The sequence below is a fragment of the Photobacterium iliopiscarium genome (assembly GCF_003026395.1).
In the GTDB taxonomy this organism is placed as follows: domain Bacteria; phylum Pseudomonadota; class Gammaproteobacteria; order Enterobacterales; family Vibrionaceae; genus Photobacterium; species Photobacterium iliopiscarium.
Genome location: NZ_PYOO01000006.1, coordinates 37082 through 51703 on the forward strand (window position 1 = coordinate 37082; position 14622 = coordinate 51703).

Annotated in this window: 14 protein-coding genes; 2 read left to right on the plus strand and 12 right to left on the minus strand. The window is 41.3% G+C overall.

The window, feature by feature from the left end; genetic code table 11:
• Nucleotides 1-62 precede the first annotated feature (62 nt).
• Nucleotides 63-1028: a phosphoserine phosphatase gene (gene serB / locus C9J51_RS11070; RefSeq protein ID WP_045039528.1), complete on the minus strand. Its 966-nt coding sequence runs from the start codon at nucleotides 1026-1028 to the stop codon at nucleotides 63-65.
• A gap of 266 nt (nucleotides 1029-1294) precedes the next feature.
• Here serB and C9J51_RS11075 point away from each other — a divergent pair, with 266 nt between their 5' ends.
• Complete coding sequence (locus C9J51_RS11075) at nucleotides 1295-1909, plus strand: AhpA/YtjB family protein (protein WP_045036092.1); 615 nt, start codon at nucleotides 1295-1297, stop codon at nucleotides 1907-1909.
• A 99-nt stretch (nucleotides 1910-2008) separates the two neighbouring features.
• On the opposite strand, the gene deoD is transcribed toward C9J51_RS11075, so the two are convergent.
• The 6 genes from deoD to C9J51_RS11105 all read right to left on the minus strand — a co-directional run bounded on the left by deoD (nucleotide 2009) and on the right by C9J51_RS11105 (nucleotide 9463).
• Nucleotides 2009-2728 carry a purine-nucleoside phosphorylase gene (deoD, locus tag C9J51_RS11080; protein WP_045039527.1) on the minus strand — a complete coding sequence of 240 codons (720 nt, stop codon included), beginning with the start codon at nucleotides 2726-2728 and terminating at the stop codon, nucleotides 2009-2011.
• Between the two features lie 202 nt (nucleotides 2729-2930).
• Nucleotides 2931-4151, minus strand: coding sequence for a phosphopentomutase (locus C9J51_RS11085; RefSeq protein WP_045039526.1), 1221 nt, complete (start codon nucleotides 4149-4151; stop codon nucleotides 2931-2933).
• A gap of 10 nt (nucleotides 4152-4161) precedes the next feature.
• The gene (gene deoA, locus C9J51_RS11090) at nucleotides 4162-5493 is read right to left on the minus strand and encodes a thymidine phosphorylase (protein ID WP_045036089.1); all 1332 of its coding nucleotides are present in this window, start codon (nucleotides 5491-5493) and stop codon (nucleotides 4162-4164) included.
• Between the two features lie 209 nt (nucleotides 5494-5702).
• Nucleotides 5703-6479, minus strand: a complete 777-nt coding sequence (deoC, locus tag C9J51_RS11095) for a deoxyribose-phosphate aldolase (RefSeq protein WP_045036088.1) — start codon at nucleotides 6477-6479, stop codon at nucleotides 5703-5705.
• A gap of 603 nt (nucleotides 6480-7082) precedes the next feature.
• Nucleotides 7083-8375, minus strand: a complete 1293-nt coding sequence (locus tag C9J51_RS11100; protein WP_045039525.1) for a NupC/NupG family nucleoside CNT transporter — start codon at nucleotides 8373-8375, stop codon at nucleotides 7083-7085.
• A 218-nt stretch (nucleotides 8376-8593) separates the two neighbouring features.
• Nucleotides 8594-9463, minus strand: a complete 870-nt coding sequence (locus tag C9J51_RS11105) for a TatD family hydrolase (RefSeq protein WP_244907472.1) — start codon at nucleotides 9461-9463, stop codon at nucleotides 8594-8596.
• 101 nt (nucleotides 9464-9564) lie between these two features.
• On the opposite strand from C9J51_RS11105, the gene prfC reads away from it, so the two are divergent.
• The gene (prfC, locus tag C9J51_RS11110; RefSeq protein WP_045036086.1) at nucleotides 9565-11154 is read left to right on the plus strand and encodes a peptide chain release factor 3; all 1590 of its coding nucleotides are present in this window, start codon (nucleotides 9565-9567) and stop codon (nucleotides 11152-11154) included.
• A 108-nt stretch (nucleotides 11155-11262) separates the two neighbouring features.
• On the opposite strand, the gene rimI is transcribed toward prfC, so the two are convergent.
• The 5 genes from rimI to ubiT all read right to left on the minus strand — a co-directional run bounded on the left by rimI (nucleotide 11263) and on the right by ubiT (nucleotide 14622).
• A complete protein-coding gene (gene rimI / locus C9J51_RS11115; protein ID WP_045036085.1) occupies nucleotides 11263-11718 on the minus strand; it encodes a ribosomal protein S18-alanine N-acetyltransferase in 456 nt (151 codons plus the stop codon).
• Entirely contained in the window at nucleotides 11708-12109 is a 402-nt protein-coding gene (locus C9J51_RS11120) for a DNA polymerase III subunit psi (RefSeq protein WP_045036084.1), read from the minus strand. Before C9J51_RS11120 ends, rimI begins: the two co-directional genes overlap by 11 nt.
• 161 nt (nucleotides 12110-12270) lie before the next feature.
• Nucleotides 12271-13368 carry a glycerol dehydrogenase gene (locus C9J51_RS11125; protein ID WP_045036083.1) on the minus strand — a complete coding sequence of 366 codons (1098 nt, stop codon included), beginning with the start codon at nucleotides 13366-13368 and terminating at the stop codon, nucleotides 12271-12273.
• A 236-nt stretch (nucleotides 13369-13604) separates the two neighbouring features.
• Nucleotides 13605-14111 (minus strand): GNAT family N-acetyltransferase, encoded by a 507-nt coding sequence (locus C9J51_RS11130; protein ID WP_045039524.1) that lies wholly within the window; start codon nucleotides 14109-14111, stop codon nucleotides 13605-13607.
• The gene (gene ubiT / locus C9J51_RS11135; RefSeq protein WP_045036081.1) at nucleotides 14101-14622 is read right to left on the minus strand and encodes a ubiquinone anaerobic biosynthesis accessory factor UbiT; all 522 of its coding nucleotides are present in this window, start codon (nucleotides 14620-14622) and stop codon (nucleotides 14101-14103) included. Before ubiT ends, C9J51_RS11130 begins: the two co-directional genes overlap by 11 nt.

The window sequence follows — 14622 nt, forward strand, 5'->3', positions numbered from 1 at the left end:
CCCTCTCAGGTGCGGAATGTTTGAGGGTAATTAACGCACTCATTGTCTCACTATGCTAACCGCTACCATGCTAAGCGTTGTTCGGCTAACGACGCTGATAGAATACAAATAATCGCGCCTAAATTGGCATGTCGAATCGCTACATCTGCTTGCTGATCAACATTAGGTTTCGCGTGATAAGCAATGCCTAATCCGGCAACATCCATCATTAATAAATCATTGGCACCATCACCAACGGCGACGGTATTATGAGGTTCAATATCAAATTCTTCAGCCAGCGCCAATAAAACCTCTGCTTTTGCTTTTGCATCAATGACATTACCAATCACTTTTCCCGTTAACTTACCGTCAATAATCTCAAGGGTGTTTGATGTTGCTGATACCAAGTTAAACTGTTGTTTAAGCTGATCAGAAAAATAGGTAAAACCACCTGATGCAATCGCGACTTGCCAGCCATAATGATACAAGGTGGCAACAAGTTGTGGTAACTCGGGCATTAACGGCAACGTATCACGTACTTGAGTTAAAATGGCGGCATCGGCCCCTGCTAACGTTGCTACACGTTGACGTAAGCTTTGTTCAAAATCTAACTCGCCTAACATTGCCCGTTCCGTCACTGCTGCAACCTCTTCACCGACCCCCGCTAAGATGGCAATTTCATCAATACATTCAATCTCAATCGCGGTCGAGTCCATATCTAACACCACAATCCCTGGCATCGATAAATCAGGAATATCACTCACATAAGCAACATCTAAATGTTGATCAATCACTGTTTGTTGTTGTACTGGTGTAAGCTCGCTAGCAATCAAAATCACATCATACGATCCTACTTTCCATGCTGCGACAATGTCAATCTCAGCAGTGGCGACGGCATTGATAGCGTCAATATTATCAACCGTAATATGGGAGCCATATACCAGCCAATTGGCTTGGCGTTTACTGGTATTGGTGACAGATAATATTTCTGGAAAGCGTTTATATAAGGTCGGGTGTTTATTGATTTTGAGTACGTTAGCAACATCCATTGCGTCATCCTTAACAATTTAATTACTATAAACCTAACGATTGTGCACATGAAGAGCAAGTTCAATTGTAAACTTATTGTTATATCAATAACTAACAAGCTTCAGTTAACTTATTTTAAATCATTAGCTTACATCTTGTTTTATTTATTATTCATTTTATGGGGAAAGGTGTTAATAAACAGTAACACATCCTTACAAAGGGGAAATAATCATCCGTTATTTTTTTAGTGTAGAATAACTGTAGTCAGAGTAATCAGGTAAGATGAATGATCCAATGGAACACTAAGCGCTGGCAACGTCAGCGGCTACAAAAAGCCATGATATTGTTTGTATGCCTATTAACGTCTATTGGCATACTGCAATACGGTGCGTTACTTAGCCAACAAAACTACCAAATGCTCAGTGAGCAGACTCAAGCCTTATCACAAATTATTATTCGTCAAGCGGCTAACAATGCTGCGGATGATATTGAAAATAAAAATCAGCGCCAACTGCAATTATTAGTCAATAATTTAGCAGCAGAACCTCTTATATTAGATGCAAGTATCTATAATCTTGAAGGGGTCGCACTCGCAAAAACGAAAACGGCATTGCCATTAGAGCAACTGACGGGACTGTCGACGCCATTAGCACTTGCAAGTATTGGTCGTCAGCAAATTGCCGAACCCGTATTGATGAATGGTCATATTATTGGCTTTATGCGCATCACTCTAGAGCACGATAAATTACTGATTAATGCCATTGATCACATGTCGACCATGACTGCGATTATTCGCGGACTTATTATTGCGGCACTAATTATTGGAATTTTACTGACCATCGTCTTTAGTCGTCAACGTTATCAAGGCAGTTTTCCTTTTCTGCGTAATCAGCACCCATAATCTTATCTTTCGCACATAAAAAAGCGGCAACAGCCTTAACTGTTACCGCTTTTTTTAATGCTTATGACAACTGATATACAGTGTCAATCAAGCATTCGATTACTCAGCATCGCCAAGTAATACTGATTCTAGTGCAATTTCAATCATCTCGTTGAACGTTAATTGACGCTCTTCAGATGTTGTTGCTTCACCACGTAGAATATGGTCAGAAACAGTACAGATAGTCAGTGCTTTAGCACCAAACTCAGCAGCAACACCGTAGATACCTGCCGCTTCCATTTCAACACCAACAATGCCGTATTTGTCCATTGTTTTGAAGAAATCGAAATTTGGGTTGTAGAATAAATCAGCTGAGAAGATATTACCCACTTTAACAGGAATACCTTTTGCTTTTGCTGCATCTACTGCATTTTGTACCATACCGAAATCAGCAATTGCTGCGAAATCGTGGCCACCAAAACGGATACGGTTTACTTTAGAATCTGTTGATGCACCCATGCCAATAACAACATCGCGCAATTTAACGTCATCACGTACCGCACCACAACTACCAACACGGATAAGTTTCTTCACGCCAAAGTCTTTAATTAACTCTGTCGCATAGATAGAACAAGAAGGGATACCCATACCGTGGCCCATAACAGAGATCTTACGACCTTTGTAAGTACCAGTGAAACCAAGCATGCCACGTACGTTACATACTTCTGTCACATTCTCTAGAAATGTTTCAGCAATAAATTTAGCACGTAGCGGATCACCCGGCATCAATACTACGTCTGCAAAATCGCCCATTTCAGCATTAATATGTGGAGTAGCCATAGTTATATCCTTTCTGTTAATTGAATCAGTAATCAATAATGACAACGTATATTCATACTCGTCGATCACCTATTACTAATAACCGTTTAATATCGATCTGATGACGATCGCTATTATACAAACATGTCCATTTTACTATTCAAGGCGATCAATCTCATGATTAGCCGCCCTGATGATTAAGATAACAGCGCTGGATTACGTTTTATAGAAACGATTTACCGAAATCCATATCAGAAGTACCAAAATGCGTTGCTAAGCTTTGACCGATATCAGCAAATGTTTCACGACGACCTAATGAGCCCGCTTGAACTTTTGGTCCAGTTACGATCACTGGAATGTGCTCACGTGTGTGATCAGTACCAGGCCATGTTGGATCACAACCATGGTCAGCCGTAATAATTAATACATCGTCTTCTTTTAGCAATGCTAAAATTTCAGGTAAACGGCGGTCAAAATACTCAAGTGCCGCAGCATAACCTGCAACATTACGACGGTGGCCGTATGCTGAGTCAAAGTCCACAAAGTTAGTAAATACGATGCTGTTATCACCCGCAACATCGATTTGTGCTAACGTTGCATCAAACAAAGCAGGAATACCGGTTGCTTTTACTTTGCGAGAAATACCACAGCCCGCATAAATATCAGAAATCTTACCGATAGAAATCACTTCACCTTGCTTCTCTTCAACTAATTTTTGCAAAATAGTGATTGCAGGTGGCTCAAGAGATAAATCACGACGGTTACCCGTACGCTCAAATTGACCTTTACCAGAACCAATAAATGGACGCGCAATAACACGACCAATATTATAATCTTCTAGTTCTTCACGAACGATATGACAAAGTTCCATCAGCTTATCAAGACCGTAAGTCTCTTCGTGACATGCAATTTGGAATACAGAGTCAGCAGATGTATAGAAAATTGGTTTACCTGTTCGCATGTGCTCTTCACCCAAATCATCCAGTACTTGTGTACCCGATGCATGGCAGTTACCTAAGTAACCGTCTAAGCCTGCACGCTCAAGGATGCGATCAGTTAACTCTTTTGGAAAACTGTTCGTTTTATCGCTGAAGTAACCCCAATCAAACAATACTGGCACACCTGCAATTTCCCAGTGACCAGAAGGGGTATCTTTTCCTGATGAGATTTCTTTCGCATGGCCATAAGCACCTACGATTTCAACATCAGCAGCCATACCTTCAGGATAATGACCACATGACTCTTCACACGCTTTTGCTAAACCTAATTTTGTTAGGTTAGGCAAATAAAGTGCGCCGCTACGATCACCATTATTAGCTTCGCCACGTGCACATGCTTGAGCAATGTGACCTAAGGTGTTTGCACCTACATCACCAAAATCAACCGCATCTTCCGTCGCGCCGATACCAAAAGAATCTAAAACTAAAATAATTGAACGTTTCATGTTTGCTCCGTTATACGTCTTGTTCGCCAATACGACGGTATACTTCAGGGGTTGGCTCTGACTGTGTATCAGCAATACTGATATTAGCACGAACCGCTTTAGCCGCTTCTTGCCATTGCGCTTCAGTACGTGCGTGTACCATTGCTAATGGGGTATCTGCATAAACCTCATCACCAAGGCGAATCATATCTGACAAACCAACAGCATAATCAATGCTATCACTTGCAACACGACGACCACCGCCCATGCCAACAACAGCCATACCTAAACCACGGGTATCCATCGCAGTTGCAAAACCGGTTGTTTCAGCAAAGACAGGTTTAATGATTTCTGCTTTATCAAGATAGTTATCATAATTATCGATAAAATCAGTTGGACCACCAAGACCTGCCACCATTTTGCCAAAACGTTCTGCTGCTTGACCATTATCTAACACTGTTTGAAGTTTCGCACGTGCTAGAGGTAAATCTGATGCCAGTTTACTGATAACTAACATTTCAGCACACAATGCCATCGTTACTTCATAGAGACGTGGGTTACGGTATTCGCCGGTTAAAAACTGTACCGCTTCACGAACTTCAAGCGCATTACCCGCTGTTGATGCTAACACTTGATTCATATCAGTCAACAATGCTGATGTACAAGTGCCCGCACCGTTAGCAACCGCTACAATTGATTTAGCTAATTCTTCTGATGCCGCGTAAGTTGGCATAAATGCGCCAGAACCTACTTTTACATCCATGACCAAGTAATCAAGACCTGCCGCTAATTTCTTCGACAAAATAGACGCGGTGATTAATGAAATATTATCCACTGTCGCCGTGACATCACGGGTCGCGTAGACACGCTTATCCGCAGGGGCTAAATCACCGGTTTGACCAATAATAGCCACACCCGCTTCTTTGGTTACTTTACCGAACACTTCATTGCTTGGCGTAATGTTGTAACCTGGAATTGATTCCAGTTTATCTAGCGTACCACCCGTATGACCAAGACCACGGCCAGAGATCATTGGTACATAGCCACCACATGCCGCTACCATAGCGCCCAGCATTAAAGAGGTCACATCACCCACACCACCAGTTGAGTGCTTATCAACAATTGGGCCATCAAAATTCATATGGCTCCAATCGATCACCATACCTGAATCACGCATAGCACATGTTAATGCAACGCGCTCATCCATGGTCATATCATTAAAATAAACCGCCATTGCAAATGCAGCAATTTGGCCTTCAGATACCGTATTTTTAGCAACACCTTGAATGAAGAAATTAATTTCATCGGCAGTTAGAATAATATTGTCGCGTTTTTTACGGATAATTTCTTGAGGTAAATACATGACGATCCTCTTATTGATATGTATTTCAATCGGGAAAATTAACTATTTATTTATAAAATTCACGTGCACGAATCCACTCAATGAGGCCAAAACATCATTGGGAATAGCATTAAATAAAATAGATAATTGCAGCTAAATATAAAATACTTAGCGTTAAGAATAATAAATATAAATTAAGGTGGCATGACACCACCTTATTTAGCTAAAGCTTAGTAACCGCCTTGTGCCGCTTGCTCGCCTTCACCTAACGTGTGAAGTAAGTTAGCAAGTAGGCTTGAAGCACCAAAACGGTAATGACGGCTATCAGCCCACTCATCACCAAGAATAGTGTTTGCCATTGCTAGGTATTGTTGAGCATCTTCAGCAGTACGCACGCCACCAGCAGGCTTAAAGCCAACTGTTTTTGCTACGCCCATATCTTTAATCACATTCAACATGATTTCAGCATATTCAGGTGTTGCGTTTACTGGCACTTTACCTGTAGATGTTTTAATAAAGTTAGCACCTGCATTAATACAAATTTCAGACGCTTGCTTAATTAATGCTTCTGTTTTTAGCTCACCCGTTTCGATGATAACTTTAAGAAGCGCGTTATCACCACACGCTGCTTTACATTGCTTCACAAGCTCAAAGCCTACTTCTGCATTGCCAGCCATTAGCGCACGGTATGGGAAAACTACGTCTACTTCGTCAGCGCCATAAGCAACAGCCGCTTTCGTTTCAGCCACAGCGATCTCAATATCATCATTACCGTGCGGGAAGTTAGTGACGGTTGCAACACGTACATCAGGTGTACCTTGCTCACGTAACTGCTTCTTAGCAACTGGAATAAAACGAGGGTAGATACATACAGCAGCAGTGTTACCAACAACTGTTTTTGCGTTCTTACATAGCGCGATCACTTTTTCATCAGTGTCGTCTTCATTTAATGTTGTAAGATCCATTAATTTTAATGCACGTAGTGCTGCTGCTTTTAAATCGCTCATAACTCTCTCCAGTCGTAATGTTTGATCGCGGTAGTGTTAATATTACTACCTGAATACTTGCTATAAATTCAGCAGTGACCTCATTAAATTCACTGCGGTGCAACAACATTCATTGTCGTTGTCATCTATGAGCAGACTTTATTCCTTGAAGACCCAGAAGCCAATAAATGTCTTCTAGTTACTATCCTTATTACTGCATAGGCTACCTAGTACAAGATTCAGTCGCCTTAACTTGTTTAGGTTTTACTTACTTATAATATCAACTCAACCACGACTCGACCACCAAACTTGTGTTTCCTGTGGTGGATAATATGTTTACTGAAATCAAAAGTCTTTTCACAACTGATGCGATTAAGACATAAAAAAAGCGCTTTTTTGCATAACTTTTATTTATGATGCAAATAACATCAATAACGCGATCAATAACAACCACGCGACTGTTTCTATAAGAGAATAATAACAGAGTGAAAATTAAGAAAGGGGAACGCAATCGATTTTATTACATTAAGCCAAACTTAAATGGAATCGCTTTTCTCTAAACAAAAAAAAACGCCACAGCATGAGCCATGGCGTTTTTTCTCTGAGGTTAGTGTTTATTTATCACTATGACGCGAGAGTAATAAACAGACCTGCAATGGTTGCTGACATTAGGTTAGATAACGTACCTGCCGCAACAGCCTTCATACCAAAGCGTGCGATTTCAGCACGACGCGTTGGTGCTAGACCACCTAAACCACCCAGTAGAATAGCGACTGAAGATAGGTTTGCGAAACCACACAATGCGAATGAGATGATAGCTTTGGTCTTATCTGTCATTTCTACGCCAGTTTGTGCCACAACCATGCCGCCATCAGCCACATCTTTTAGGTAAGGGGCAAAGTTTAGGTAAGCAACGAATTCGTTAACAACAATCTTCTGACCGATGAATGAACCAGCAACTTGTGCTTCACCCCATGGCACACCAATAAGGAATGCAAGTGGCGAGAATACATAACCTAGAATCAATTCTAGTGTTAGTTCTGGCATACCGAACCAACCGCCGATACCACCAAGCATGCCATTCACTAATGCAATCAAACCGATGAACGCTAGTAGCATTGCACCAACGTTTAGTGCTAGTTGCATACCAGATGATGCACCCGCTGCGGCTGCATCAATAATATTAGCAGGTTTTTCTTCGCTTTCATCTTCATCGTTACCTGCGATTTGCTCAATTGGCTGCTCGGTTTCAGGCTTAATGATTTTAGCAAATAATAGACCACCAGGGGCTGCCATAAATGAAGCGGCAATCAAGTACTCTAGAGGCACACCCATTTGTGCGTAACCAGCAAGTACACCACCTGCTACTGACGCCAAACCACCACACATTACTGCAAACAGCTCAGACTGAGTCATCTTAGGAACAAACGGACGAATAACCAAAGGCGCTTCTGTTTGACCTACAAAAATATTAGCTGTTGCAGACATTGATTCTGCGTGAGAAGTACCCAGTACTTTACGTAAACCGCCACCCAGAACATTGATAACAACCTGCATTACGCCGATGTAGTACAACACGCTGATAAGTGCAGAGAAGAAAACGATAACTGGCAATACGCGTAATGCGAATACAAATCCACCGCCACCGAATAATTCAAACATTTTGTTTGATGTTAAGCCACCAAACAAGAAGTTAATACCGTCATTACCATAACCAATAACGTTAGCTACTGCTTGCGACATGCCATACAGCACGTCACGGCCTACAGGCACATAAAGAACAAAGGCACCCAAAAGAAATTGGATAGCAAATGCACCACCAACAGTACGTAAGTTGATCGCTTTACGGTTATCAGATAGAAGTACGGCAAGTAATAGCAGTACCACCATCCCAACTAGGCTCATTAGCAGGCTCATGATTTATGGAATCCTATAGTTAAGTTTTGGCGTATTGACAGTTAGGCTCTTTTATAGAGTCGGCGCATTATACTCATGGAGTTACGGATGATGTAATGCAAAGATCACAGTTTATGAGGAAATTTGATGTACCATAATCAGCTATTGTGACTCGCATCACAGAACACTTACGTTACAAGTCACACTGTTAGCGCAATCGTTTGGCTTTGGCAGCAAAATCACACCTTTATTTGAAATAATTCAGTACATGTTAAGGTTGTTGCTTGTGCTATCTGTGCATAAGTGTCACCTCTTATATCCGCCAATGTTGTAACAATATCAACTAAACGCTCGGGGCGATTTGGCTGACCTTGATACCCAAATATCGGCATATCAGGTGCATCAGTTTCTAATAACAACGTTGATAATGGCAATTTCGCTATAGTAGCGCGGGTCTTTTGAGCACGGCTATAAGTAATTGTGCCACCAATTCCAATTTTGATACCAAGATCAATAAGTTGAGTTGCCTGCTGGTAACTGCCACTAAATCCATGATAAACACCTCCCATTTTAGGCGGATGCTGGCGCAGTAATTTTAACAATTTAGGAAAGGCTTTACGGCAATGAAGAATCACGGGTAAATCATACTCATTGGCGAATTGAAGTTGCGCTTGTAACCATTGCAATTGTTGGTCTTGATTAACATCAGCGACAGCAAAATCTAATCCACACTCTCCCACTGCCACACATCGCTCATCATCCTTAGCTTGAGTAAGTTGACATGCTAATTCTGCCACCACATTCACTGAATGTTGATGGCTAAAAAAAGGATGAATCCCCAATCCATAATATAAACCTGTAAATTGCTGACATAAGCTTGCAACCGTCTGCCAATTACTGCTGCCGACCGTTGGAATAACCAACGCTTTTACTCCCGCTTGCTGCGCTTGAGCCCATGCTTGAGCGGGATCCTCCGAAAATGGTGCGAAGTCAAAATGACAATGACTGTCTATTACTACCGATTGTTTTTCTCTTACAGCCATAATCTTGGTATCTATATTAAGAAAGTGATGCTTATTATGCCGTGAATTATCCATCAAACGGGTCATTATTTACCTTTGTGAGTAATTCTCGCTGCGGCTAGATTGAGTATAAGGATAAAATCAGCGACAATAGTAAACAATGCACTCCATTCAAAAAGAACATGCTAATGTCGCTAACACTGTTTCAAGGCGAAGTATCGAAACGTCGTACTTTCGCTATTATCTCCCACCCCGATGCGGGTAAAACCACCATTACTGAAAAAGTATTGTTGTTCGGAAACGCGATCCAAAAAGCGGGTACCGTAAAAGGTCGTGGCTCTAACCAGCATGCAAAATCTGACTGGATGGAGATGGAAAAAGAACGTGGTATCTCGGTAACTACATCTGTTATGCAGTTTCCTTACCATGCTTGTTTGGTTAACTTACTCGATACTCCAGGACACGAAGACTTCTCAGAAGATACTTACCGTACCCTAACTGCCGTTGACTCTTGTCTAATGGTTATCGATGCCGCGAAAGGTGTCGAAGATCGTACTCGTAAGTTAATGGAAGTAACCCGTCTACGTGACACACCTATCGTTACCTTCATGAACAAATTGGACCGTGAAACACGTGATCCAATGGAACTGCTTGATGAAGTTGAAGTTGAACTAGGTATGGCATGTGCGCCAATTTCATGGCCTATTGGTTGTGGTAAAGAATTCAAAGGTGTTTTCCATATTCACCGTAATGAAACGATTCTTTACAGCACAGGCCAAGGCCACACTATTCAAGAACAACGTATCATCAAAGGCTTAGATAACCCTGAGCTAGACGTTGCAATTGGTAGCGACCTTGCGGCTAACTTACGTGAAGAACTAGAATTAGTAATTGGCGCATCAAATGAATTTGATCGTGAACTCTTTTTAGCGGGTGAACTAACACCGGTCTTCTTTGGTACGGCACTGGGTAACTTTGGTGTTGACCATATGCTTGACGGCTTAACAGAGTGGGCACCTGCACCATTACCTCGCCAAGCCAATACCCGTGAAGTTGAAGCGACTGAAGAGAAATTCTCAGGCTTCGTGTTTAAAATCCAAGCTAACATGGATCCTAAACACCGTGACCGTATTGCCTTTATGCGTATTGTGTCTGGTACTTACGACCAAGGCATGAAGATGAACCATGTTCGTACAGGCAAGAGCGTCAGTATTTCTGATGCCGTTACCTTTATGGCGGGTGACCGTTCACGTACTGAAGTCGCTTATGCTGGTGACATTATTGGTTTGCATAACCACGGTACGATTCAGATTGGTGATACCTTTACTCAAGGTGAAGACCTCAAGTTTGCGGGTATTCCAAACTTTGCCCCTGAACTCTTCCGTCGTATTCGTCTAAAAGATCCACTTAAGCAAAAGCAATTGCTAAAAGGCTTAGTGCAACTTTCAGAAGAAGGTGCGGTACAGGTATTCCGTCCACTACAAAACAACGATCTGATCGTGGGTGCAGTGGGTGTACTTCAGTTTGATGTCGTTGTTGCGCGTCTTAAAGCTGAATACAACGTTGAAGCGATTTACGAAGGCGTTAACGTGGCAACCGCACGTTGGGTTGAGTGTAATGATGCGAAGAAACTTGAAGAATTCAAGCGTAAGAACCAAGCTCATCTTGCATTAGACGGTGGCGATAACTTATCGTACATCGCACCAACAATGGTTAATCTAAACCTTGCTAAAGAGCGTTTCCCTGAAGGTGATTTCCGCGCGACGCGTGAACACTAATCAACGTTCTGGTTATGATGTCTCGTTCTAAAACAAGTTAAATACAAAAAAGCCGCCATCATATGATGTGCGGCTTTTTTATTAATCTTAATTTAGTAACTAACAGTATTAACCAAAAGGCATAAACATATAGGCCATGATCAGCGCATCTTCACGGCCATCAACTGCGGGGTAATAACCGACACGGCGATTAGTTTCGTTAAATCCTGTTGCTTCATAAAGCTTGTACGCACCAGTATTGCTCTCGCGTACTTCAAGCCAAATTTCTTCTGCTTGTTTTGCTTCTAATGCATCAATAAAGCCATTAAGTAATAACTTACCATAGCCCTTACGTTGCTGAGCAGGATCAATGGCGATATTCAGTAATGTACCTTCGCCCGCAACTAATTGCCCAAAACAATAACCCACCACCTGCTCATCCACCACTAATACATAATTAGCAGCAATGCGATTAGGCTCTTTACGGATCATTGATTCAGCCCACGGAAAGGTATTGGCTGCTTGTTCTATACGCCAAACATCATCAGTATGGTGTGCTTCTAATGGAATAATTTTATGAGTCATAACTACAAATCTGTTGCCATAATGCTTTCTTAGAAGAAGGATCATTATGCATAAGTTTTAATGAGGCCGAATTCAGAACCTGACAACCAGTAGGGTGTACCCCTTGGCAACCCGCAAACCAACACCACATTAAATGGTGTTCTGCGATTTGATCAAGTGCCGATAACGGCAATGATAATGCTTGTTGTGGCGTCAATTTCATACTTGATAAAATGCGTCCAAACAACCAAGCATCATGCTCATTCAATTCCTCAGCTGTAATAAAAAGCAGCTTACACTCAGCGGGCAGATTAATGACAGGCAGCACTTGGTTAGGAAAAAGCTCAGGCTTTCGTACTTGCCAATAAGTAATTCCCATTTCCTGTAACACCTGAATATCGCGTTGCTTCATACCCTACCTGCTATGGAATATAAATGGAGGCTGATCCTAGCAAATCCACACTGCTTTGTACTCATAAACTATCATCTTCTATTCTCAATAGCATAAAAACAACAATGCCGACATTTAGTCGGCATTGATTATTATTATTCAGTCATCATTAACATGAAAAATTAGTCATGGTAACGTTGTGCTAATGCATCAGCAGCAACCATTGCTTGGTAAACACGATCAGCATTTACTTTAACGGTCATATTACACATAGTGTCACCTTCAGCACAGGCAATTTCAGCCACTTGGCGCCAATCAGCTTCCACCATTTCTTCAATACCAAAATCAGCCAATGTTAATGGTAAACCCGCAGTTTTCATTACATAGATTACGTTTTCAATTTCTTCTGCGTCTGCTTTTTCAAGTACTAATTGAGTTAGCAAACCAAACGCCACTTTTTCACCATGTTGAATATGGTGTAATTGTGGTAATGAAGACATACCGTTGCTCACTGCGTGTGCTGCGGCTAAACCGCCTGACTCAGCACCGATACCACTTAGGTAAATCGTTGCTTCAACCATTTCTTCTAATGCTGGCGTAACCACATGACGACGCGCTGCATCCATTGCCATTTCAACGTTTTCAACAATCAGTTCATAACACATTAATGCCATACCAAGACCGGTACGTGATACGCGTTTTTGAACAAGGTTTAAACCATCAGCATAACAACATGAACGCGCTTCAAAGAACGTCGCTAGTGCATCACCAATACCTGCTGCAAAAAACTTCGTTGGTGCTGCGGCAATAATACCGGTATCAGCAATAACAGCATCAGGGTTTTGAGGTAAGAACAAGTAACGGTCAAATTCACCATCATCTTTATATACCACAGACAATGCAGTACAAGGCGCATCAGTTGATGCAATTGTTGGGAAAATAATCACCGGAATATGAGCAAAATGCGCAACCGCTTTTGCAACATCCATGGTTTTACCACCACCAATACCCACAACCACATTTGCACCGTGGTGTTTTACGATCTCATGGATACGACCAATTTCAGTATCAGTACATTCATATTGAAATTGTTCTGCATGAGCGGTAATGCCTGCTTTTTCTAAAGCTGGTAACGCTTCTGCTTTAACTTTATTTAGAATAAATTCATCACAAATCAATAAAGCATTATTACCAAAATCTTTAATAAACCCATCGAGTTGAGGCAATAGGTTTTGGCCAATAATGAATTTTTTTGGTGAAGTAATACTACGTGGGATCATGGATGCTATTCCTTAAGGATTTTTTCTTAGCAACAAAATACCACCACCAAATATTAACCTAAATGACAAATAAAGAATTCTTAATTCTCAATATTAACCTTATTGCACTAAACTATGAATAGGTTATTAATAGACACTAAAAAAGCCACTTTCTCCTTATTCAGCTTAGTGATTACACTACCGCATTAAAAAGAAGATCATGGCTTTGGGTTATCGTCATTAACTCAGCAATGCATTTATGCTAACGCATTAAACTCTTCGCAATATTCAACTAACCCTTGATATTGTTGCACACTACCCGGCGCGATTTCTAACACCATAAAGGCTTCTTCTGTGCCAGGCCAACGACAAGTTAAACCATGTGGTAAAGCCGCTTGATAACCCGAACGGTGGTAATAATTTGGATCGCCTAATACCACAACGGCAGGATAATCAAAATCAGCTAACGTTGCTTGTGCCTCTGCTAATAAAGCTAAACCCACCCCTTGATTGCGGTGATCTTCGTGAATAGATAACGGCGCAAGCCCTTGCCAATTTGTTTCTTGTCCCGCTATCGTTACTGGACTAAAAAAAGCATGCCCAATCACTTCACCGTCATCAGTACAAGCAACTAATGATAAGGTTCGACAACCATTTTCACGTAAGCGCATCACTAAATTCGCTTCAGCGTCGGTGTCAAAAACTGATTTTAATAATGCATCGATCAATAAAATATCAGCGGGTGCTTCAGATCTAATGAGCATGTGTAACCTCGTTCTCAATTACGTTAGTCTGCATTCCCTGATGAATAAAATCAGCTGATTGCTGTAACACAAATTTTACGGGTGAAGGTAAAGAATCAAGATCAATACTGTCCATCAAATTCTTTACTTCCAAGCCCAATTCAGTATCCCCTTCAATACGAAGGCGACGTTGGAAAAACAGTGTATCAGGATCTTCTTTACGTGCTGCAATTAAAACTAAATCATTACACTCGCCACTAAAACTCACATCATGATGCTCACAGTGCTCGGCAACGACTAATTTCTGATCTTGATAACTAATGAACCACTGTAATCCTAAATCACGCACTTCAACTTTTAACCATCGATCTTCAAGAAATTCAAAATCGCCATCGGCTAATGCTTCTTTGAAAACCATTGCAAGGCTATCTAACATGATCTTTTTCTGAAGAGAGAAAGGTGTCAATTTTGCAGGGACACGTAATAATGCCGGACCATGTTGAACCAATTGTTTTCTAAGTTGAGCAATCAC

Bases quoted from the DNA above. Each gene is read 5' to 3' on its own strand.
- serB (WP_045039528.1), bottom strand. From the start codon at position 1,028: ATGGATGTTGCTAACGTACTCAAAATCAATAAACACCCGACCTTATAT.
- C9J51_RS11075 (WP_045036092.1), top strand. From the start codon at position 1,295: ATGATCCAATGGAACACTAAGCGCTGGCAACGTCAGCGGCTACAAAAA.
- deoD (WP_045039527.1), bottom strand. From the start codon at position 2,728: ATGGCTACTCCACATATTAATGCTGAAATGGGCGATTTTGCAGACGTA.
- C9J51_RS11085 (WP_045039526.1), bottom strand. From the start codon at position 4,151: ATGAAACGTTCAATTATTTTAGTTTTAGATTCTTTTGGTATCGGCGCG.
- deoA (WP_045036089.1), bottom strand. From the start codon at position 5,493: ATGTATTTACCTCAAGAAATTATCCGTAAAAAACGCGACAATATTATT.
- deoC (WP_045036088.1), bottom strand. From the start codon at position 6,479: ATGAGCGATTTAAAAGCAGCAGCACTACGTGCATTAAAATTAATGGAT.
- C9J51_RS11100 (WP_045039525.1), bottom strand. From the start codon at position 8,375: ATGAGCCTGCTAATGAGCCTAGTTGGGATGGTGGTACTGCTATTACTT.
- C9J51_RS11105 (WP_244907472.1), bottom strand. From the start codon at position 9,463: ATGACCCGTTTGATGGATAATTCACGGCATAATAAGCATCACTTTCTT.
- prfC (WP_045036086.1), top strand. From the start codon at position 9,565: ATGTCGCTAACACTGTTTCAAGGCGAAGTATCGAAACGTCGTACTTTC.
- rimI (WP_045036085.1), bottom strand. From the start codon at position 11,718: ATGACTCATAAAATTATTCCATTAGAAGCACACCATACTGATGATGTT.
- C9J51_RS11120 (WP_045036084.1), bottom strand. From the start codon at position 12,109: ATGAAGCAACGCGATATTCAGGTGTTACAGGAAATGGGAATTACTTAT.
- C9J51_RS11125 (WP_045036083.1), bottom strand. From the start codon at position 13,368: ATGATCCCACGTAGTATTACTTCACCAAAAAAATTCATTATTGGCCAA.
- C9J51_RS11130 (WP_045039524.1), bottom strand. From the start codon at position 14,111: ATGCTCATTAGATCTGAAGCACCCGCTGATATTTTATTGATCGATGCA.